General features: G+C 73.5%; 19 protein-coding genes. 8 read left to right on the forward strand and 11 right to left on the reverse strand.

The features are described 5' to 3' along the window. Window positions 1-14: 14 nt before the first annotated feature. Complete coding sequence (locus tag IL992_RS09400; protein WP_319018445.1) at window positions 15-2,747, reverse strand: transglycosylase domain-containing protein; 2,733 nt, start codon at window positions 2,745-2,747, stop codon at window positions 15-17. Window positions 2,748-2,799: 52 nt separating this feature from the next. After that, window positions 2,800-4,104 carry a UDP-N-acetylglucosamine 1-carboxyvinyltransferase gene (gene murA / locus IL992_RS09405; RefSeq protein WP_079319717.1) on the reverse strand — a complete coding sequence of 435 codons (1,305 nt, stop codon included), beginning with the start codon at window positions 4,102-4,104 and terminating at the stop codon, window positions 2,800-2,802. Window positions 4,105-4,206: 102 nt separating this feature from the next. Here murA and IL992_RS09410 point away from each other — a divergent pair, with 102 nt between their 5' ends. Beyond that, on the forward strand, window positions 4,207-4,692 hold the full coding sequence (locus IL992_RS09410; RefSeq protein WP_193202919.1) for a hypothetical protein: 486 nt from the start codon (window positions 4,207-4,209) through the stop codon (window positions 4,690-4,692). A 102-nt stretch (window positions 4,693-4,794) separates the two neighbouring features. Here the strand turns inward: IL992_RS09410 and IL992_RS09415 are convergent, their stop codons facing one another. Further along, window positions 4,795-5,001, reverse strand: coding sequence for a hypothetical protein (locus IL992_RS09415; protein WP_193202920.1), 207 nt, complete (start codon window positions 4,999-5,001; stop codon window positions 4,795-4,797). Here IL992_RS09415 and IL992_RS09420 point away from each other — a divergent pair. Beyond that, window positions 5,000-5,971, forward strand: coding sequence for an ArsR/SmtB family transcription factor (locus IL992_RS09420; protein ID WP_193202921.1), 972 nt, complete (start codon window positions 5,000-5,002; stop codon window positions 5,969-5,971). The two genes, IL992_RS09415 and IL992_RS09420, sit on opposite strands and share 2 nt — an antisense overlap. Window positions 5,972-6,029: 58 nt before the next feature. Here the strand turns inward: IL992_RS09420 and IL992_RS09425 are convergent, their stop codons facing one another. The 3 genes from IL992_RS09425 to IL992_RS09435 all read right to left on the reverse strand — a co-directional run bounded on the left by IL992_RS09425 (window position 6,030) and on the right by IL992_RS09435 (window position 8,411). Continuing rightward, the gene (locus IL992_RS09425; protein ID WP_193202922.1) at window positions 6,030-7,424 is read right to left on the reverse strand and encodes an amidase; all 1,395 of its coding nucleotides are present in this window, start codon (window positions 7,422-7,424) and stop codon (window positions 6,030-6,032) included. 77 nt (window positions 7,425-7,501) lie between these two features. Then, entirely contained in the window at window positions 7,502-7,999 is a 498-nt protein-coding gene (ybaK, locus tag IL992_RS09430) for a Cys-tRNA(Pro) deacylase (protein ID WP_193202923.1), read from the reverse strand. A 55-nt stretch (window positions 8,000-8,054) separates the two neighbouring features. Further along, entirely contained in the window at window positions 8,055-8,411 is a 357-nt protein-coding gene (locus IL992_RS09435) for an arsenate reductase family protein (RefSeq protein WP_193202924.1), read from the reverse strand. A gap of 239 nt (window positions 8,412-8,650) precedes the next feature. Here IL992_RS09435 and IL992_RS09440 point away from each other — a divergent pair, with 239 nt between their 5' ends. Continuing rightward, window positions 8,651-9,220 carry a hypothetical protein gene (locus IL992_RS09440; RefSeq protein WP_193202925.1) on the forward strand — a complete coding sequence of 190 codons (570 nt, stop codon included), beginning with the start codon at window positions 8,651-8,653 and terminating at the stop codon, window positions 9,218-9,220. Here the strand turns inward: IL992_RS09440 and IL992_RS09445 are convergent. The 5 genes from IL992_RS09445 to IL992_RS09465 all read right to left on the reverse strand — a co-directional run bounded on the left by IL992_RS09445 (window position 9,209) and on the right by IL992_RS09465 (window position 15,733). Then, window positions 9,209-10,525, reverse strand: coding sequence for an NAD(P)/FAD-dependent oxidoreductase (locus IL992_RS09445; RefSeq protein WP_193202926.1), 1,317 nt, complete (start codon window positions 10,523-10,525; stop codon window positions 9,209-9,211). The two genes, IL992_RS09440 and IL992_RS09445, sit on opposite strands and share 12 nt — an antisense overlap. Beyond that, window positions 10,522-11,967: an NAD(P)/FAD-dependent oxidoreductase gene (locus IL992_RS09450; RefSeq protein WP_193202927.1), complete on the reverse strand. Its 1,446-nt coding sequence runs from the start codon at window positions 11,965-11,967 to the stop codon at window positions 10,522-10,524. Before IL992_RS09450 ends, IL992_RS09445 begins: the two co-directional genes overlap by 4 nt. Further along, entirely contained in the window at window positions 11,964-13,403 is a 1,440-nt protein-coding gene (locus tag IL992_RS09455) for an FGGY family carbohydrate kinase (protein WP_319018446.1), read from the reverse strand. Before IL992_RS09455 ends, IL992_RS09450 begins: the two co-directional genes overlap by 4 nt. Next, on the reverse strand, window positions 13,400-14,893 hold the full coding sequence (locus IL992_RS09460; RefSeq protein ID WP_193202928.1) for an amino acid permease: 1,494 nt from the start codon (window positions 14,891-14,893) through the stop codon (window positions 13,400-13,402). The genes IL992_RS09455 and IL992_RS09460 overlap by 4 nt, the downstream gene beginning before the upstream one ends. 75 nt (window positions 14,894-14,968) lie before the next feature. Next, window positions 14,969-15,733, reverse strand: coding sequence for a DeoR/GlpR family DNA-binding transcription regulator (locus tag IL992_RS09465; protein WP_193202929.1), 765 nt, complete (start codon window positions 15,731-15,733; stop codon window positions 14,969-14,971). A gap of 198 nt (window positions 15,734-15,931) precedes the next feature. Between IL992_RS09465 and hisD the strand changes: the two genes are divergently transcribed. Genes hisD through hisH form a run of 5 tightly spaced genes read left to right on the forward strand, consistent with a single transcriptional unit; the run spans window position 15,932 to window position 19,695 of the window. Continuing rightward, entirely contained in the window at window positions 15,932-17,239 is a 1,308-nt protein-coding gene (gene hisD, locus IL992_RS09470; RefSeq protein WP_193202930.1) for a histidinol dehydrogenase, read from the forward strand. Continuing rightward, complete coding sequence (locus IL992_RS09475; RefSeq protein WP_193202931.1) at window positions 17,236-18,312, forward strand: histidinol-phosphate transaminase; 1,077 nt, start codon at window positions 17,236-17,238, stop codon at window positions 18,310-18,312. Before hisD ends, IL992_RS09475 begins: the two co-directional genes overlap by 4 nt. After that, a complete protein-coding gene (gene hisB, locus IL992_RS09480) occupies window positions 18,309-18,914 on the forward strand; it encodes an imidazoleglycerol-phosphate dehydratase HisB (RefSeq protein ID WP_030509942.1) in 606 nt (201 codons plus the stop codon). Before IL992_RS09475 ends, hisB begins: the two co-directional genes overlap by 4 nt. Continuing rightward, window positions 18,914-19,066, forward strand: coding sequence for a hypothetical protein (locus IL992_RS09485; protein WP_179155475.1), 153 nt, complete (start codon window positions 18,914-18,916; stop codon window positions 19,064-19,066). The genes hisB and IL992_RS09485 overlap by 1 nt, the downstream gene beginning before the upstream one ends. Next, window positions 19,063-19,695 (forward strand): imidazole glycerol phosphate synthase subunit HisH, encoded by a 633-nt coding sequence (gene hisH / locus IL992_RS09490; protein ID WP_193202932.1) that lies wholly within the window; start codon window positions 19,063-19,065, stop codon window positions 19,693-19,695. The genes IL992_RS09485 and hisH overlap by 4 nt, the downstream gene beginning before the upstream one ends. Window positions 19,696-19,783 lie beyond the last annotated feature (88 nt).

Below are 19,783 nucleotides of genomic sequence, written 5' to 3' on the forward strand. Positions count from 1 at the left end.
CGGCATCCATCCGCTCAGGCGTGGCGCCGTACGCGGTGGACAGGGCGGTGGTGTCGAGCCGGTGCTCCGGCTCGGCGGGTTCCCCGGCTTACCGCCGGATGCTTCGCCGCGTGCTTCGCGCCGTGGGCCGCCCGCGGGTGCCGGCCCTCGTGGGTCACGGCGTGGTGCCGGCCGTCCGCCGCGCGAGTGCCGGTCGTTCTTCCGGCATGGGAACGAGCGGGCCGGTGGCCGGACGTGGCGGGCGAGGTGGCGCGCGCCGGCCGGTGGCCACTCCCCTTCGCACCGGCGCGGGGGTGGGTGAGACTCGCCCAGCCCGTCCTGCCGGTCGTCGCCGGCGCGGCGCCGGAGCCACTGCGGAGTGGCGCACGGGGCGAGGAGCCACGGGCCGCCGAGCGGGTGCGGGTGGCGCCCGGCGGGTTACGGGTGGAGGTGACCGAGGTGGAGCGGCTCGCAGGGGCGGGAGCGGCCCGGACGACGGTGGGGGTGGTCCTGCCGCCTGCGGCCAGGGGAGTGGTCCTGGCGCTGCCGGAAGCCTCCTCGCCGCCGTCCGTCGCGTCCTTCGTCGTGTCGTTCTCCTGGGCCGTGGCGCCGTCGCCGTCGTCGTGCTTCCCGCGCTCGGCCTCTCGCTTCTTCTTCTCCTTCTCGCGTTGCTTCTCCAGCGCCTCCTTCAGGCCGGGCGTGAAGCCGCCGCCGAACCGGGCCATGTCGGGCGGGACGAATCCGTACGCCGGGGTGTCCCGCAGGGCCGCGCGCATCGAGTCCACCCAGATCGGCCCGGGCAGCGAGGCGCCCTGCACGGCGCCGTAGTATCGGCCGCCGATGGTGACGCCGGTGAGCGGATAGCGGTAGGAGCCGCGGATGTCGCCCACGCTGACGGCGGCGGCGAGGCCGGGCGTGTACCCGGCGAACCAGGCCGAGGTGTAGCCGTTGTTCGTGCCCGTCTTGCCGGCGGCGGGCCGGCCGATGGACTGGCCGCGCATCGTGCCCTTGGTGAAGACGCCCGTCAGCACGTGGCTCACCGCGTCGGCGACCGCGGGTTCGAGCGCGGTCACGCAGGCGGGCGGTATCTGGGTGCGGGTGCCGTCGCGCTCCACGACGGCGGTGATGGCCATCGGCCGGCAGTAGCGGCCGCGGGCGGCGAACGCCGCGTACGCCGCCGCCACGGTCGTCGGGTCCATCTCGTTGGCCCCCAGGGTGAACGTCGGCACCTCGTGGAGCGGCGCGCCGTCCGCCCGCCTGATGCCGAGCGACTTGGCCGTCTGCACGACGTCGCACAGGCCGACCTCGCGCTCCAGCCGCATGTAGAAGATGTTCACCGACTGCCAGGTGCCCATCTCCAGGCTGTACGGCCCGCCGCCGCCCTCGCCGCCGGCGTTGTGGATGACCGTGTTCGGGTCGTTGACGGCCCTGCCCGAGCAGTCGCGGTAGCCGTACGACGGGACGTACGCGCCGGGGATCGTGAAGCCGTCGCCGAACCGCATCCCCTGCATGAGCGCGGTGGCCAGCGTGAACACCTTGAACGTGGAGCCCGCCTGCAGGCCGAGCCCGCCGCCGTGCGCGGTGTCGGCCGCCAGGTTGTAGGTGGTGCTCGGCCCGAGGTCGCGGTCGTGCTTGTTGCGCCCATACCGCTTGCTCACCGCCATCGCGCGGATGCGCCCGGTGCCCGGCTCGATCATCGTCTCCGACGCCACCTGGTTGTCGCGGGGCCTGACCCGCGCGGCGATGGCACGCTCCGCGGCTCGCTGCGCGACCGGGTCGATGGTCGTCCAGATCGTCAGCCCGCCCCGCTGGAGGCGCCTCTCGCGGTCGGCCCTGGTGTATCCGAAGGCGGGATTGGTGAGCACCTCGCGCTCCACGTACACGCAGAAGAAGGGGTGGGCGCTGCCGGCGCAGCCGCCGGGCTCGGGGCGCAGGTGCAGCGCCAGCGGCTCGGCCGCGGCGGTGCGCGCCGCGTCCTTGCCGATCGCTCCGAGCTCGGCCATCCGGCCCAGGACCAGGTCGCGCCGGGCGCGCAACCGCTCCTGGTGCTCCTCGCCGAGCGAGGGATCGGTGTCGTACGGCGTGCGCACGGCGCCGGCGAGCGTCGCGGCCTGCGTGAGCGTGAGGTCGGCGGCGTCGACGCCGAAGAACCGCCTGGCCGCCGCCTGGACGCCGAACGCCCCCGCGCCGAAGTAGGCGATGTTGAGGTAGCGCTCCAGGATCTGGTCTTTGGTGTATTTGCGCTCCAGCGCCAGCGCGTACCGCAGCTCGTCCAGTTTGCGGCGGAACGAGCGGACGAGGGCCTGCGCCCGTTCCTGCTCCGACTCGGCCTGGTTCAGCATGATGTTCTTGACGAGCTGCTGGCTGATGGACGAGCCGCCCTGCCGGATCCCGCCGGCCCGGGTGTTGGTGACGAAGGCCCGCAGCGTGCCCTTGATGTCCAGGCCGCCGTGCTCGTAGAACCGGGCGTCCTCGATGGCCACGATGGCCTGGCGCATGACCGGGGCGACCGCGCTCAGCGGCACCGACTGCCGGTTCTGGTAGTAGAACTGGGCGATCTGGTGCCCGTTGCGGTCGAGCAGCCGTGTCACCTCGGGCAGCGGCTCCTCGCGCAGGGGCGCGGGCAGTTCGGTGAAGGTGGAGGCGGCGCTCTTGGCCGCCAGGCCGGCCCCGCCCACGTAGGGCATGACCAGCCCGGCGACCAGCGTGCCCCCGGCCGCGCCGCACATGCCCAACGCGAGGACGGTGCTGAGAAGACGAGAGGTCACGGGATATCAGTGCGACCTCTGGCGTTTCTCCAAACCCGGGGGCCGCAAAGCTTTACGTGATCCTGTTGATCTTCAACCCGAGGGAGGTGAACTGTTCGAACGGTCTGTGGTAACCGCGTTCGATGTGGTTGACGCCCCGCAGGGTCGAGGTGCCCTCGGCCACGGCGGCGGCCAGCACCGCGGAGAACCCGGCGCGGATGTCGGGGAGCGTGACGTCGGCCCCGCGCAGGTTGGAGACTCCGCGTACGACCGCCGAGTGCTTGGCGTTGGTGTCGTGGTAGCGGCACGCCGGTCCGCCCAGGCACTGGGCGAAGACCTCGATCTCGCACCCCATCTTCTGCAGCGCGGGCACGTACACGAGCCGGTTCTCGAACACCGTCTCGTGCAGCACCGACATGCCCTCGGCGCGGGTGAACAGCACCATCAGCGGCGTCTGCCAGTCCGTCATGAAGCCGGGGTGGGTGTCGGTCTGCACCGCCGCCGCGCGCAGGCCGTCCGGGGCGGAGGCGCACAGCCACTCGTCGGTTATCTCGAACCGCGCGCCCATCCTCGCCAGCGTGGTGATGGCCGTGACGAGCCGGTCCTGGTGGCAGCCGTGCACGCGCACCTCGCCGCCCGTCACCAGGCCCGCCACGAGGTAGGAGAACGCCTCGATGCGGTCGCCGGCCAGCCAGGTGGAGGCGCCGTGCAGCCGCTCGACGCCCTCGATGACGATGCGGCGGTCGGGGCTCAGCTCGATCATCGCGCCCATGCGCTGGAGGAACAGCGCGAGCTCCACCACCTCGGGCTCCATCGCCGCGCCCTTGATGACGGTCTTGCCCTCGGCCAGCACCGCCGTCATGAGGATCGTCTCGGTGGCGCCCACGCTGGGGTAGGGGAGCGTGATGCGGCTGCCGCGCAGCCGGGCCGCCTTGGCGGTGATGCCGTTGTCGCCGACCTCGATCTCCGCGCCCATCGACCGCAGCGCCTCGACGTGGAAGTTGACCGGCCTCCTGCCGATCGGGTCGCCGCCGACGAGGGGGACGAACGCCTCGCCCGCCAGGTGCAGCAGCGGACCGAGCATCAGGATCGGGATGCGGTTGAGCCCGGTGTACTCCTCGGGCACTCGCGGCCGGATCTCGGTGCCCCGCTCGATGGTGATCTCACCCGGGGTTATCTCCACGTGGATGCCGAGGGCTTCGAGCATGGCGGCGGTGAGCCCCACCTCGCCGACCTCGGGGGCGTTGTGCAGCGTGCTCGGGCCTGTGCCGAGCATCGCCGCCACCATGTGTTTCGAGACCGCGTTCTTCGATCCCCGGACCTCCACGTCCCCCCGCAGCGGGCCGGACGGGTCGATCTGCCATACCTCTTCGCTCACTCGGCCTCCTTGGCCCCACACCGATGCCGTGTGTCCCCTGCACCCGGCTTCAGCAAGAGTAACGGGACCGGACCCAATCACCACGTGGGTACTATCGGGACGGTGCGGCACCTGAGGGGCAATCTGGCGACGATCGGCGTGACCGTCCTCGTGCTCGCCGTGCTCGGCGTGGTCGCCGGATACGTGTGGTCGGCGCTCGCCCCCGCCACGCGATACGTGCTGATCGACGGGGCGCCGCACGTGGCCGACCCCGAGACGCAGTCGCTCATCGAGGCCGACGGCTGGTTCGCCGTGGTCACCGGCGCGTTCGGACTGGTCTGCGGAATCACGGGGTACGTGCTGTCGCGCGGCCGGCCGGTCGAGGTCCTCGTGGGGCTCGCCGCCGGCGGGCTGCTCGCCGGGTACGTCGCGATGCTGGTCGGCGGCACGGCCAAGGGCGCGGTCCAGGCGGCGGGACCGGGCGGCTACACCACCACGACCTCGCTGGACCTGACCGCGCACGGCGTGCTGTTCGCCTGGCCGCTCGTGGCCACCGCGGTCTTCTGGGTCATCGAGTTCGCCGTGACCTACAACGAGAGAAGCCGCTGAGTCCTGACCACGGCCCGCCGGCCGGAGGGTCCCCTCCCCGCCGGGTCGCCACCGGGCCTGGTGCCGTTTCCGGGCGGGCCCCGGTAGCCGCCCGGTGAGGGATCAGGCCGAGTCGCCGGTCTCGTCGTCGTTGTCGCCGTACCAGATATTCGTGCACTGGAGAGCGCCGGAGCGGCGAAGGCAGACCCGGACGTAGCGATGAGCGCCGTCGATCCCGGCGATCGTCGCCGAGGTGCCGCTGAAAGGGTCCGGGGGGTGAGGCCATTCTGTCCTTGACGGCAGGCCCGCCGATGCCATGATCATCAGCATGCTCAGACTGGAGTTCACCGACGCCGACCTGCGACAGATCACCGTGGCCGCGACTCCGGACGTGGTGCTGGAGACCGCCCTCAGCGTGCGCCGGCTGCGCACCGGGGCGGGCGGCGGGAGCCGGTCACTCCCGGGCCTGCGGCGGCTGCACCACCTGGTGAACGGCAGCCTGGCGGCCCGGGCGGGGGTGCTCCTCGAGGTGGTCCCGCCGGAGGGCTTCCTCCCGGACTTCCTGCTGCAGCCGGCGGCCCGTGACCTCGCCGCCGGAGTGGAGCTGATCGCCCAGGTGCCCGAGGCGCAGTTCGCCGCCGACCTGTCCGCGCTGCCCCCGTCCCCGGCGCCGAGCCGCTGGTTCCGGGAGCTGGCGTCCGGGGCCGTCGCGGCGCGGCGGACGCTCGCCGACGACCTCCGCACCTACTTCAGGTCGTCACTGGCGCCCGTGTGGCAGACGGTTCAGGCCGCCGCGGCCGCCGACCGCTCCCTGCGTGCCGAGACCCTGCTTCGCGGCGGGATCGACGCGCTGCTCGCCACCCTGAACACCCGCTGGCACTGGCAGCCTCCCGTGCTGCACATCCCGTCGCATCTCAGCTACGACGTTCCGCTGTGCGGGCGAGGGCTGCTGCTGATCCCCTCGTACTTCGCGCCGACCCCCCTGCTGACCTGGCGGCCCGGACTGTCGACCGTGCTGGTCTACCCGATCTGCCGTGACGACGACCGGGCCGGCTCGGCCGACGCCCTCGGCCCTCTGCTCGGCCGCACCAGGGCGGCCGTCCTGGCCGCCCTGCGCGATCCGGCGACGACGACCGCCCTGGCCGAACGGGCCGGGGTGTCCCTCGCCTCCGCCAGCCAGCACGCCACGGTTCTGCGGAACGCCGGGCTGGTCTCCACGACCCGGATCGGCGGAGCCGTGCTGCACGCGCTGACCCCCTTGGGCGCGGCCCTCCTGCGGGGGGACGCGGTCGCCGGTTGAGACGGCAGCCGGCGACCACGAGCCCGCGTGGCCGAGGGGTACCTCGCGCGGGCGGTGATCAGCTGAGCCGGGGCCCGGTCCGCCAGAAGCCGGTCGCCCGCTCGAAGGCGTGTCCCAGGCGCAGGACGTCGATGTCGGCCCACGGCCTGCCCACGATCTGCAGGCCGACCGGGAGACCGTCGGGTGTGAACCCGCACGGCACCGACATCGCGGGCGCGTGCAGCACGCTGATCCAGTAGCACGACCGCATCCACGCCAGGTAGTCGGGCATCTCCACCCCGGCCACCTCCGTGACGTACGGCTGCTCGACCGGGAACGGCGGCACCTGGCTGACGGGCGCCACCAGGAAGTCGTAGCGGCCGAAGAACTCCCGCATGCGGTGGAACAGCCCGGTGCGCAGCCGCTCGGCCCGGGCGAGGTCGGCCCCGGTGACCTTCCGCCCCTGCTCCACGTTCCAGGCGACGTTGGGACCCACCTCGGGGAGGTCGCCGAAGTTGAGCGCGTAGTACCACGACCGGTAGACGCGAAACGCCTCCTCGGCGTCGGACAGGTCCAGGTCCACCCGCTCGACCTTGGCCCCCAGCGCGGCCAGCGTCTCGGCCGCCCGCGCCGTCGTCGCGGCGGTGTGGGGGTCGACCGGGAGGCCGCCGAGGTCGGGGCTGAAGGCGACGCGGACTCCGGCGAGGTCCATGTCGAGGGACGCCGCGAACGCCGTGCCGTCCTCGCGGATCGAGAAGGGCGAGACCGGGTCGAACCCGGCGATGGCCGACATGAACAGCGCCAGGTCGCCGGCCGTGCGGGCCATCGGCCCCGGCACGGCGAGCGTGAACCAGGCCGCCGTCGCCGACTTCGCCGGCACCCGCCCCGGGGTGGGCCGCAGGCCCGCCACGTTGCAGAACGACGCGGGGTTGCGCAGCGACCCGCCCATGTCGGAGCCGTCGGCGAGCGGCACCATCCGGCACGCCAGCGCCGCCGCCGCGCCGCCGCTGCTGCCGCCCGCGCTCTTCGACAGGTCGTAGGGGTTGCGGGTCGCCCCGAACACCTCGTTGACCGTGTGCGAGCCGGTGCCGAACTCCGGGGTGTTCGTCTTGCCCAGGGCGATCCCGCCCGCCTCGCGGATGCGCCGCACGAGCGGGTCGTCCTCCGTGGGGACGTGGTCGGCGAACGCCCGCGAGCCGTACGTGGTCCGCACGCCCGCGGTGTCGGCGAGGTCCTTGTGCGCGACCGGGATGCCGTGCAGCGGGCCGCGCACCAGGCCGCGCCGCAGGTCCTCGTCGGCGCGTGCGGCCTGGTCGAGCGCCCGCTCGGCGGTCAGCGTCACGACGGCGTTGACCCGCGGGTTCGTCTCCTCGACGCGCCGCAGGCTCGCCTCGGTCAGTTCGACCGCGCTCACCTCGCGCGCCCGCAGCAGCACGGCCATCTCCGTCGCGGTGAGGTCGACCAGCTCGTTCACGTTTCCCCCGTTCGGTGCGGTTCCCGGCCAGTTTTACGGCCGGTGAGCCGTACGGGCGATGGCAACAGTAGACAGGCTCAGAGCTTCGCGATGGGGGCGGTCACGGCCTGGGCGAGCCGGACGAGGTTGCCCGGCGCGGTCTCGATCTGCAGGCCGCGCCGCCCGGCCGAGAAGTAGATCGTCTCGAAGCCGAGCGCGGACTCGTCCACCACGGTCGGCAGCCGCTTGCGCTGCCCAAGCGGGCTGATGCCGCCGACCACGTAGCCGGTGACCCGCTCCACCTTGGTCGCGTCGGCCATCGCCGCTCGCTTGCCCTTCAGCGCCGCGGCGAACGCCTTGAGATCGAGCTTGCCCGCCACCGGCACGACCGCGACCGCCAGGCCCGTCTCGGTCTCCGCCACCAGCGTCTTGAAGATCCGCTCGTACGGCAGCCCGAGCGCGTCGGCCGCCTCCTCGCCGTACGCCTGGGCGTTCGGGTCGTGGTCGTAGGGGTGAAGGGTGAACTCCGCCTTCGCCTGCGTGAGGGCGACCGTCGCCGGAGTGCTCTGGCCGCCCTTGCTCTTGGTCTTGCTCACGACGGCAAGCCTAGTGCGGGCGCTCTTCCCCGCTTCGCCCCTTGGGGACAACCCGTCACGACAGGACGGAGCGTACGGCCTCGGGGGAGCGGGCCACCACGGCGGTGCCGTCGTCGGCGGTGATGATCGGCCGCTGGATCAGGATCGGGTGGGCGGCCATGGCCGCGATCCACCGTTCGCGGGACGCTCCGTCGCGCGGCCACGACTCCAGGTCCAGCTCGGCCGCGACGGGCTCGCCGAGGCGGGCGACGTCCCAGGGCTCCAGCCCGAGGCGGCGCAGCACCTCGGCGAGCTCCTCCGCGCTCGGCGGGTCCTCCAGGTAGTGCCGGACCGTGTACCCGGCGCCCTCGGCGTCGAGCAGGGACAAGGCCGACCGGCACTTCGAGCAGGCCGGGTTGATCCAGATCTCCATGCGGTCATTGTGCCGCCCGGCTGCGCGTAAACCGGTCGTCATGCCTACCCGCCGTATGGCAAAACGATCTAAAGGGGACAATCTCTTTACGTGACCTTTGCCGATAGGAGTGGCCGAGCGCGGAAGGGCAGCCGATGAGGACGGTCGGTGTTGTCGCGGATGTTGTCGCGGATGTTGTCGCGGGTGACGCCGCGGGTGACGTCGCGAAGGGACAGGCGTGCCTGTTCGGTGGACTTGGGATGTGCGTCACCCTGCGGCCGGAGGGCCTGGCGGTCAACCACGGCATGAGTTACTACGGGGTCCACTGGCAGACCGTGCTGCCGTACGCGGCGGGTCTCGCCGGGGCCGCGCTGTTCACTCACCGGGCGCTGCGCGACGCGGCGGCCCGAACGCCGTCCCCGGCCCGCCTGCGGCGGATGGCCGACTCGTTCGTCGTGCTGCTGGCCGGGATCGTGCTGACGCCCTACACCCTGGGCGGGGTGGTCGACTGGGCGCATCGGGGGCTGGGCGCCGCCCTGTTCGTGCTCCAGCTCCTGCTGGCCGGGCGGCTCGTCGCGTGGGCCCACGGTGACGTCGCCGGCGTCGCGTTCCTCCTGGTCCAGTTCGGCGGCGGCGTCCTCGCCGCGGTGTACGTGCTCCAGGCCGAGGGACTGCTCATCCACGGCGAGGCGACGTTCCAGCTCGGATTCGCCCTCGTGCTGGCCAGGACGCTCCCGCTGGTCGCGCCCCCGATCGCCGCGCCGTCTCCGCCCGCGGGCGGCGCGCCCGCCGGCGCGCCGGGCTCCGCGGCGGCGGTCTCAGCCCAGTGAGATGGTGATCGGCCCGCCGCGCGGGTCCGCGCCGGACAACAGGGACGACGGCACCCGGAACACCCGGCCGGGGGAGACAGGCCACGGCAGGGTGCGGCGGGCGATCTCGCGGCCGTCCTGCGTCACCACCACCCTGGCGACGGCGCGATGCTCGTCGGCCCACAGCAGGATCCGGTGACGTGGTGGCGCGCCCGCGCCCGGCCTGACCAGCCCGGGGGAGACCCAGCGGAACGGCGCCTCGGCCCGCAGCGGAATCCCCGCGCGTCCGTCCGCGCCCGAGCCCGTCGTACCTGAGCCCGTCGCGCCTGAGCCCGTCGCGCCTGAGCCCGTCGCGCCTGAGCCCGTCGTGCCCGAGCGCCCGGACAGGTACGCCAGGACGTGCCCCACCACGTGGCGCCCGTCGAGGGCGGCCACGTCGGCGGTGTCCACGGGGTGGACCAGGTTGCCGACGGCGAACACGCCCGGACGGCTGGTGGCCAGGGTGTTGTCCACCACCGGGCTCCTGCTGCCGGGATCCGTCGCCAGCCCGGCGGCCCGGGCCAGTTCGTGGTCCGGAACCCAGTCGCCCGTGAACACCACCGTGTCGCAGGGCACCGTGCGGCGCTCGCCCGTGCGCAGGTCCTCCACCTCGACCGACTCCACGGTGTCGCGGCCGTTGATCCGCACGACCCGGGTGGCGGTGGCGACGGGCACGCGCAGCACGGCGCGCCCCGGCACGCTGAACGCCGCGTACGACTCGGCACGGGCGTGCTCGCTGGTCATCAGCACGGTGCGGCAGCCCGCCTCGCGCAGCGTGAGCACGGCCGACCAGCTCACCAGCTCGGCCCCGACGATGACGGCCCGCGTCCCGACCTTGCCGTGGTGCAGGTGGACCACGTTCTGGAGCTGCCCGGTCGTCAGCACGCCCGGCGGGCGGTCGCCCGGCACCATCCGGGCCGTACGGGGACGTTCCCTGGCGCCGGTCGCCAGGACGACGGCGCGGGCGTCCACCCGCAGGCGGCCCTCCGGGGTGGTGACGTCGAGGGCGTGCTCTCCCGCCCAACCGGTCACCATGGCCGAGGTGCGCACCAGCGCCCCGGCCTCCAGCGCGCGGTTGGCCAGCAGGCGGGCGTACGCCGGGCCGGTCATCACCGTGCGCAGGTCGCGCAGGCCGTAGCCGGTGTGGTCGCTGTGCCGGGGGATGCCCCCCGCCTCGCGCTCCCGGTCGAGCACCAGGACCCGCAGGCCGGCCGCCGCGAGACCGGCGGCGGCGGTCAGCCCGGAGGGGCCGCCGCCCACGACGGCGACGTCGGTGGTGAGGTTCATCGTGACTCCTCCACAGAATCCGGCACGGGAGCGAGGCGCCGGCCGACCTCGGCTCCGCAGAAGAAGCCCTGGCAGCGGCCCATCATGGCCCGGGTGCGACGGCGCAGGCCGTCGATGTCGGCCGGGGGGAGCGGGGAGGCCAGGGCGTCCCTGATCTCCCCGGCGGTGACCCGCTCGCAGAAGCAGACCACGGTCCCGTACGCCGGGTCCTGGGCGATGAGGTCGTCGCACATGTACGGCCGGGGGAACGCCTCGCCGATGTTGGGCATCCGGGGCGGCTCAGGCAGCTCGTCGCGTACGGAGGTGACGAGGCCCGCGTCGGCCAGCAGCCCGGCGGCGTGCTCGGCGAGCGCCATGGACGAGGTGAGCCCGGTGGACCGGATGCCGCCGAGCACGAGATAACGCTCCGCGGCGTCGAGGTGGACCTGGTAGTCGCCGCGCTCGGTGGCGGCCCGCAGCCCGGCGTAGGAGGCGGTGACCTCCTCCTTCAGCAGCTCGGGCATGAGCGCGAGGCCCTTGTCGACCAGGAACGCGAATCCCTCCTCCGAGGTGGAGGTGTCGGCGCGGTCGCGCAGGTCCTCGGCGGTCGGGCCGAGCATCACGTTGCCGTAGATCGTCGGGCTGATCAGCACGCCCTTGCCGCGCGAGCTGGGCACGGGCAGCACGATGCGGTTCGCCAGCGGCCTGGCCATCTTGTCGAAGACCAGCAGCTCGCCCCGGCGCGGCGTGACCGTGAACCGCTCGTGCCCGAACAGGCGGTCGACGGCGTCGGAGCCCAGCCCCGCGGCGTTGACGACCCAGCGGGCCCGCAGCGGGCCCCGGTTCGTCAGCAGCACGGTCTCCGCGCCGCCGTCGCGCTGGACGCCCTCGACCCGCGTGTTCAGCAGCACGCCGGCGCCCCGCGCCAGCGCCTCGGTGGCGAACGCGAGCGTCGTGGTCCACGGGCAGATGATCGACTCCCCGGGCACGGTCAGCCCGCCGAGCGCGCCGGGGCCGAGGGCCGGGACCAGCCCGTAGACCTCGTCCGCGCCGACGATCTCGCACTGCCGGTAGCCGTTCTTCACCGCCTTGTCCGCCAGAGCGGGGAGCGCGGCCAGCTCCTCGCCGGTCCAGGCGACCAGCACCGCGCCGGTCCGCTCGACCGGGATGCCGGCGCGCTCGGCGTACCCGCCGAGCAGCTCGTATCCCCGCCGCACGAGGCGCGACTCCAGCGTTCCCGGCGTCGCGTCGAAGCCGGTGTGCAGGATCGCGGTGTTGGCCTTGCTGGTGCCGTCGCCGACGTCCGAGCGCGCCTCGACCAGCGCGACCGACAGGGCGCGGCCGTCCGCCTCGCGTCCGGCCAGCTCGCGGGCCACGGCGGCGCCCACGACGCCGCCGCCGACCACCGCCACGTCGACCGTCCCGTCCGGCAGCGGCCCGGACCTGCTGACTCCCCCGTTCATGCGTCCCTCCCCGTGTCGATCGCCGCGCGGACACCCCGCCGCCAGCGCGTCATGAACTCCTCCGCCCGCTCCGCCGGCCAGCGCGGCTCGTACGTCGTCGCCGGGGCCCACGCGGGCACGGCGTCCGCCACCGCGAGCGAGGGGGTCACGGCGAGGCGGGCCAGCGCGGCGGCGCCGAGCGCGGTCGCGTGCGGCGACGGGTAGACGTCCACCGGCGCCTGCAGCAGGTCCGCCTGGGCCTGCATGAGGGCGGCCGACCGGGTGAGCCCGCCGTCCACCCGCAGGCGGGCCAGCGGGCGGCCGAGGTCGGCCGCGACGACCGCGGCCAGGTCGGCCACCTGGGCGGCGATGCCCTCCAGGACGGCCCGGATCAGGTGCCCGGGCCGGGTGGACAGCGTCATGCCGAGGAACGCGCCGGTCGCGTCCGGCCGCCACCAGGGCGCGGCCAGCCCGGCCAGCCCGGGGACGAACAGCGCGCCCTCGGCGTCCGGCGCGGCCAGCGCGTCCAGGTCGGAGGCGTCGCCGATGAGGCCGAGGCCGTTCAGCCACCGCACGGCGGAGGCCGCCGTGTAGACCTGCCCGTCCACGCAGTAGGGCGTGGCGCCCCTGGCCCGCCACGCCACCGACGTGGTCAGGCCGGAGGCCGAGCGCACCGCCCGCTCGCCGGTGTTGGCGAGCAGGAACGCCCCGGTGCCGTACGTGCACTTGGCCTCGCCGGCCGACAGGCAGCCCTCCGCCAGCAATGCGGCCTGCTGGTCGACGACCAGGCCGCCGACCGGGATCTCCCCGCCGAAGGCCCGGGTCGTCCCGACGACCTCGTCGCAGGCGACGATCGCGGGCAGGCGCTCGCCGTCCAGGCCGAACAGGCCGAGCAGCTCCCCGCTCCACTCGACCGCGTCGAGGTCGAGCAGCGCCGACCTGCTCGCGGTCGCCGCGTCGGTGACGAACTCGCCGGTCAGGTGGTGGACGAGCCAGGTGTCGCTGGTCGTCACCACCCCCTCGCGGGTGAGGTTGCGGCGGATCCAGGCCATCTTCGGCGCCGAGAAATACGGGTCGAGCACGAGCCCGGTCAGCTCGGCGACCCTCTCGGCGTGTCCGGCGAGACCGGCGCACACCTCCTCGGCCCGCCGGTCCTGCCACACCAGCGCGGTGGTCAGCGGCTCGCCGGTCGCCGGGTCCCAGGCCAGCACGGTCTCGCCCTGGTTGGCCAGCGTGACCGCGCCGACGGGCACGCCCGCCGCCGCGACGGCCTCCCGCCCGGCGGCCAGGACCGAGTCGAGCAGCTCCCGGGGGTCCTGCTCCACCCGCCCGCCCGGCAGGTAGGCGGGGCGGACGGGCGCCTCGGCCAGCGCGAGGACGGCGCCGTCGCCGCCGACCACGACCGCCTTCGTGCCCGAGGTGCCCTGGTCGATCGCCAGCACGGCCGGCGCGCTCACAGGAGCTCCGCGGAGTCGCCGGTCTCGCGGGTCAGGCGGTCCCGGCCGCGCACCCACACGACGGCGAACACGACGGCGCCGAGCACGAGCGAGCCCAGGGCGTACACCTGCGCGGTGCGGAAGTCGGACGGGATGAGGAAGACGGCCAGCTCGATCACCAGCCAGATCACCGCGCCCGCCACGACCAGCGGCTCCCACTTCCCGAGCCGGAAGTCGTCGGGCCGCGGCCGGTGCCGGCGGCGGGTGCCGAGGTAGAGCGCGACCGTGCCGGCGTACAGCAGGGCCGGCATGAGCGTGCCCGCCCCGAGGAGCTGCGACAGGGCGTCGGCGTTGCCGGAGAAGGCGAGCACGATGGCGATCGACGCGCCGGCCGCGAGCACGGTGGCCCAGGTGGGGCCGCCGGTGGCGCGCGGCACCCGGCTCAGCGCCCCGGAGAACGGCAGCCGGCCGTCGCGGGCCATCGCGTGGACCAGGCGGCTGCAGCTCACCATGATGACCAGGCCGCAGGCGAAGATCGCGAGGCTCACGACGACGAGGAAGGCCCGCGCCACCCCGGCGCCGAGGACGTTCTCGACCACCTGGGCGACGGGCGCGGAGGAGGCGGTGATCGCCGCGACGTCGTCCCCGAGGGCGGCGGTGACCACGACGAGGAACAGCATGCCGAGGGCGACGCTGAGCAGGATCGCGCGGACCATGGCGCGGGGCACCACCTGCTTGGGGTTGATCGTCTCCTCGGCGAGGTTGGCCGCCGACTCCCAGCCGACCAGCGTGAACGCGCCGAGCAGGGCCGACAGCATGAACGGCCCGAGCCAGCCGAAGTAGCCGTCGCCGGAGACGGCGCCGGTGGAGGTGAGGTTGGACCACTCGGCGTGCCCGCCGAAGATCGCGAACCCGGCGATCAGCAGGGTCAGCCCGATCATCGCGATCACCTCGGCGCTCACCGCGAGGTTGTTGATCTTCGTGGTGATCGGGGTGGACCAGATGATCAGGACCATCTGCACGACCAGCACGACGAGCGTGGTGAGCGCGCCGGCCATGGGCGTGTACTCCCAGCCGAACAGCGGGAACAGCGCCACCTGGGCGAGGCCGTAGTCGACCGCCACCGCGACGATCGCGAGGAACGCGAACGACACCCAGCCGAACCACCAGCCCAGCACCGGCGAGGCGAGCCTGCTCGCCCACTGGTAGCTGTAGCCCGACAGCGGGATGCGGCTGGCCAGCGCGCCGTACAGGAGGGCGACCGCGACCGTGCCCGCGCCGACGATCGGCCAGGTCCAGATGCCCGCGGGGCCGCCCGAGTTGAGCACGGTGCCGTACGTGGTGAACAGGCCGGTGGTGATCGAGATGAAGGAGAACGCGACGGCGAAGGACTCGAACGACTTCAGCGTGCGGGAGAACTGCTGGGCGTACCCGGCGTGGGAGATGGCCGCGTCGGCCTGATCCGCGCTGTTCCGATCATGCGATGGCGGGCGCGTGGAAGGATGGGTCATGGATCGTCTCCTGGCTGGAGCTGGGGAGATTGCAACGGTCCGGGCCCGGCGGCGTGGCCGCGCCGCCGGGCCACCCTACGGGTTGATCATCTCGGCACCCGCCCTGACCAGGGCGGACGCGAGCGCGGGAGGGGGTTCCCCGTCCGTGATGAGGCCGGACAGTCCGTCCAGGGCGCACACCCGGTAGGCGGCGACCCTGCCGTGCTTCGAGCTGTCGGCGAGCACGTACGTCCGTGCGGTGTTGGCGAGGATCACGCGCTTGGTCGCGACCTCGTCCAGGAAGTAGTCGGTGAGCCCGGCTTCGGCGTCCACCCCGCCCGAGCCGAGGAACGCCACGTCGGCGCGCAGGTCCTGGAAGAACCCCAGGGTGTGGGCGTTGGAGACGGCGAGGTCGCCCTGCCGGACGCGCCCGCCCGCCACGAGCACCTCGACGCCGGGACGGCCCGCGAGCTCGGCCGCCACCAGCAGCGAGCAGGTGGCGACCACCCCCCGGAAGGACGGGGGGACGGCCCTGGCGACGTGGACGGCCGTGGTGCCGACGTCGATGACCACGGTCTGGCCCGGCCGCAGGAGCTGCGCCGCGAGCTCGCCGATCACGGCCTTCGCCTCCGACTGGCTGGTCGAGCGCTCCAGGTAGGACAGCTCCTCGCCGGTGCCGGACGGCGCCGAGGTCGCCCCGCCGTGCACGCGGACGAGCAGCGCCCGGCGCTCCAGGATCGCCAGGTCGCGCCGGACGGTCTCGTGGGAGACGCCGAGCAGCGCGGCCAGGTCCTCGGTGCGCACGGTCCCCTTCCGCCCGAGGGCTTCGATGATCCGCTGGTGGCGCTGTGCCGGAAGCAAGAGATCCGCCTTTGACCGAATGTGACTGGTATTGCCCGAGAGTGTGGATTAGTGCCCGAAAACCTGTCAAGGGGCGAGCCCGGAAATCGACTGACGGAGAAGAGTCCCAGCTCCCGAGTGGTGCGCGAACCGGTGAAACGCCCGTCCCGAATGCTGGACACACACGGATCCGTCCCTGGTCGTCCGTAGACTGGGACGGTGATTTCCCGTATCGACCTGCGCGGGTCCCTTCCTGCCGACCTGCGCGACGTGCTGCCCCGCGCCGAACTCGACGTCGAGGCCGCCCTGGAGAAGGTGCGGCCCATCTGTGAGGACGTACGCCATCGTGGCGCGGCAGCCGTACGGGAGCTGACCGCGAGATTCGACGGCGTCGAGCTGGAGTCCGCCCGGGTGCCCGCCGAGGCGCTCACACGCGCCCTGGAGGAGCTGGACCCGGCCGTGCGCGCGGCGCTGGAGGAGTCGATCCGCCGCGCCCGCCTGGTCCACCGCGACCAGCGGCGCACCGACACCACGACGCAGGTCGTGCCGGGCGGCACGGTCACCGAGCGCTGGGTGCCGGTCGACCGCGTGGGGCTGTACGTCCCCGGCGGCCGGGCCGTCTATCCCTCCAGCGTGGTCATGAACGTCGTCCCCGCCCAGGAGGCGGGCGTGCCCTCGCTGGCCGTCACCTCGCCCGCGCAGAAGGAGTTCGGCGGGCTCCCGCACCCCACGATCCTCGCCGCCTGCGCGCTGCTCGGCGTCGACGAGGTGTACGCCGTGGGCGGCGCCCAGGCCGTCGCGATGTTCGCCTACGGCACCGAGGAGTGCCGCCCGGCCACGATGGTGACCGGTCCCGGCAACATCTGGGTGGCCGCGGCCAAGCGCCTGCTCAAGGGCCGTATCGGCATCGACTCCGAGGCGGGGCCCACGGAGATCGCGGTCCTCGCCGACGGGACCGCCGACCCCGTCCACGTCGCGGCCGACCTGATCAGCCAGGCCGAGCACGACGTCATCGCCGCCTCCGTGCTGGTCACCACCAGCGTCGAGCTGGCCGACGCGGTGGAGAAGGAACTGCCCGGCCAGGTGGCCGCGACCCGGCACTCGGCGCGCATCACCGAGGCGCTCGCCGGCCGCCAGTCGGGCATCGTGCTCGTCTCGGACATCGAGGACGGGCTGAAGGTCGTGGACGCCTACGCCGCCGAGCACCTGGAGATCCAGACGGCCGACGCCCGCGCGGTCGCCGCCCGGGTGCGGAACGCCGGCGCGATCTTCGTCGGGCCGTACGCGCCGGTGTCGCTCGGCGACTACATGGCGGGCTCCAACCACGTGCTGCCGACCGGCGGCTGCGCCTGCCACTCCTCGGGGCTGTCGGTGCAGACGTTCCTGCGCGGCATCCACGTGGTGGACTACAGCCGCGAGGCGCTGGCCGGGGCCGCGCCGTACGTGTGCGCGCTCGCCGACGCCGAGGACCTGCCCGCCCACGGCGCCGCGATCCGCGCCCGCTTCGACTGGGAAGTGCCCGCATGACGACACTCGACGACCTGCCGATCCGCGACGACCTGCGCGGCAAGCAGCCGTACGGCGCGCCGCAGCTCGACGTGCCGGTGCAGCTCAACACCAACGAGAACCCCTACCCGCCGTCGGCCGCGCTGATCGACGACCTCGCCCGTGCCGTACGGCAGGGCGCGGCGACGCTGAACCGCTACCCCGACAGGGACGCCGTCGAGCTGCGCAAGGACCTCGCCGACTACCTCGGCCACGGGCTGACGGCCCGCCAGCTGTGGGCCGCCAACGGCTCCAACGAGATCATCCAGCAGATCCTCCAGGCGTTCGGCGGCCCCGGCCGCTCGGCCATCGGGTTCGAGCCGTCGTACTCCATGCACCCGATCATCGCGGGCGGCACGAACACCCGCTGGATCGAGGGCCTGCGCGAGGAGGACTTCGCGATCGACCCCGGCGCCGCCGTGGCCGCGATCGAAGAGCACCGCCCCGACGTGGTGTTCCTGACCTCGCCGAACAACCCGACCGGCACGGCCCTGCCGCTGGAGGTCATCGAGCGGATCCTCGCCGCCGCGCCCGGCATGGTCGTGGTGGACGAGGCGTACGCCGAGTTCGCCCGCACCGGCACTGCGTCGGCGCTGACCCTGCTCCCGGGCAACCCCCGGCTGATCGTGACGCGGACCATGTCCAAGGCGTTCGCGATGGCCGGCACCCGGCTCGGCTACCTCGCCGCCGACCCGGCGGTGGTCGACGCAATGCTGCTGGTCCGCCTGCCCTACCACCTGTCCACGCTGACCCAGGCGGCGGCCCGGGTGGCGCTGGCGCACCGCGAGGAGCTGCTGGGCACGGTGGACGCGCTGCGCGCCGAGCGGGACGCCACCGTGGACTGGCTGCGCGGGCGTGGCCTGGCGGCCGCCGACTCCGACGCCAACTTCGTGCTGTTCGGTACGTTTGCGGATCGGCGGTCCGTATGGGAGGGACTGCTCGATCGCGGGGTGCTGATCCGGGAGACCGGCCCCGCGGGCTGGCTGCGCGTGTCGATCGGCACGCCGGAAGAGATGGCGGCGTTCCGCGCCGCGCTGGAGGGGGTCCTCGCATGACCGAGCTGAACGAGCGCCGCGGCCGGGTCGAGCGCACGACCAAGGAGACGTCGGTGCTGGTCGAGGTGGGCCTCGACGGCACCGGGATCGTCGACGTGTCCACCGGCGTCGGCTTCTACGACCACATGCTCGCCCAGCTCGGCAAGCACGGCCTGTTCGACCTGACCGTGAAGACCGAGGGCGACCTGCACATCGACGCCCACCACACGATCGAGGACACCTCGATCGCGCTCGGCGCGGCGTTCCGCGAGGCCCTGGGCGACAAGTCGGGCATCCGGCGGTTCGGCAGCGCGTCCTGCCCGCTGGACGAGGCGCTCGCGCAGGTCACGGTGGACCTGTCCGGCCGGCCGTACCTCGTCCACACCGAGCCCGAGGGCATGGCCCCGATGATCGGGCCCGACTACGACACCACCATGACCCGGCACATCCTGGAGTCGTTCGTCGCGCAGGCGGCGGTCTGCCTCCACGTGCACGTGCCGTACGGGCGCAACGCGCACCACATCGTGGAGGCGCAGTTCAAGGCGCTCGCGCGGGCGCTGCGCGAGGCGTCGGAGCGGGACCCGCGGGCGACCGGCGTGCCCAGCACCAAGGGAGTCCTCTGATGACCTTCGCGTCCGGAGGGATGATCTTCATTGGCCTCTTCCTGATCGGCGGGGTCATCTCGGGCATACGGCAGGGCCTCAAGCTGCTGGCGGCGCTCGCCGGCGTCGGGGCCGCCATGGCGATCACCGCGGGAGTGATGTGGTGGCAGTGAGCAGACGGGTCGTCGTTCTCGACTACGGCTCGGGCAACCTCCGCTCGGCGGAGCGGGCGCTGGCCCGGGTGGGTGCGGACGTGACCGTCACCGCCGACTTCGACGCGGCCCTCGAGGCGGACGGGCTCGTCGTCCCCGGCGTCGGTGCGTTCGCCGCATGCATGGAGGGGCTGAAGGGCGTGCGCGGCGACCAGATCGTCGGCCGCCGCCTGGCCGGCGGGCGCCCGGTGCTCGGGATCTGCGTCGGCATGCAGATCCTGTTCGAGAAGGGCGTCGAGCACGGCGTCCACACCGAGGGCTGCGGCGAGTGGCCCGGCACGGTCGAGCGGCTCGACGCGCCCGTGCTGCCCCACATGGGGTGGAACACCGTGACCGTCCCCGAGGGCAGCGTGCTGTTCCGCGGCCTGGAGGAGGGGACGCGCTTCTACTTCGTCCACTCCTACGGTGTGCGCGACTGGCGGCTGGAGGCCGGCGACGGCTTCCGTCAGCCGCTGGTCACCTGGGCCGAGCACGGCGTGCCGTTCGTGGCCGCCGCCGAGAACGGTCCCCTCATGGCCACCCAGTTCCACCCGGAGAAGTCCGGGGACGCGGGGGCCGTGCTGCTGTCCAACTGGCTGAGCACGTTGTGAGCGTGTCCGGCACGCGAAATCTCGTGGCGGCGGTGCGACACTGGGGAACGGCGGGGCTGCGGCGCGTACGGCCGGCCAGGCCGTGACC

Source organism: Microbispora sitophila, from assembly GCF_014892245.1.
In the GTDB taxonomy this organism is placed as follows: Bacteria; Actinomycetota; Actinomycetes; order Streptosporangiales; family Streptosporangiaceae; genus Microbispora; species Microbispora siamensis.

Bases quoted from the DNA above. Each gene is read 5' to 3' on its own strand.
- IL992_RS09485 (WP_179155475.1), top strand. From the start codon at position 18,914: ATGACCTTCGCGTCCGGAGGGATGATCTTCATTGGCCTCTTCCTGATC.
- IL992_RS09475 (WP_193202931.1), top strand. From the start codon at position 17,236: ATGACGACACTCGACGACCTGCCGATCCGCGACGACCTGCGCGGCAAG.
- IL992_RS09440 (WP_193202925.1), top strand. From the start codon at position 8,651: ATGTGCGTCACCCTGCGGCCGGAGGGCCTGGCGGTCAACCACGGCATG.
- hisB (WP_030509942.1), top strand. From the start codon at position 18,309: ATGACCGAGCTGAACGAGCGCCGCGGCCGGGTCGAGCGCACGACCAAG.
- IL992_RS09415 (WP_193202920.1), bottom strand. From the start codon at position 5,001: ATGCTGATGATCATGGCATCGGCGGGCCTGCCGTCAAGGACAGAATGG.
- IL992_RS09435 (WP_193202924.1), bottom strand. From the start codon at position 8,411: ATGGAGATCTGGATCAACCCGGCCTGCTCGAAGTGCCGGTCGGCCTTG.
- IL992_RS09450 (WP_193202927.1), bottom strand. From the start codon at position 11,967: ATGAACGGGGGAGTCAGCAGGTCCGGGCCGCTGCCGGACGGGACGGTC.
- IL992_RS09420 (WP_193202921.1), top strand. From the start codon at position 5,000: ATGCTCAGACTGGAGTTCACCGACGCCGACCTGCGACAGATCACCGTG.
- IL992_RS09445 (WP_193202926.1), bottom strand. From the start codon at position 10,525: ATGAACCTCACCACCGACGTCGCCGTCGTGGGCGGCGGCCCCTCCGGG.
- IL992_RS09460 (WP_193202928.1), bottom strand. From the start codon at position 14,893: ATGACCCATCCTTCCACGCGCCCGCCATCGCATGATCGGAACAGCGCG.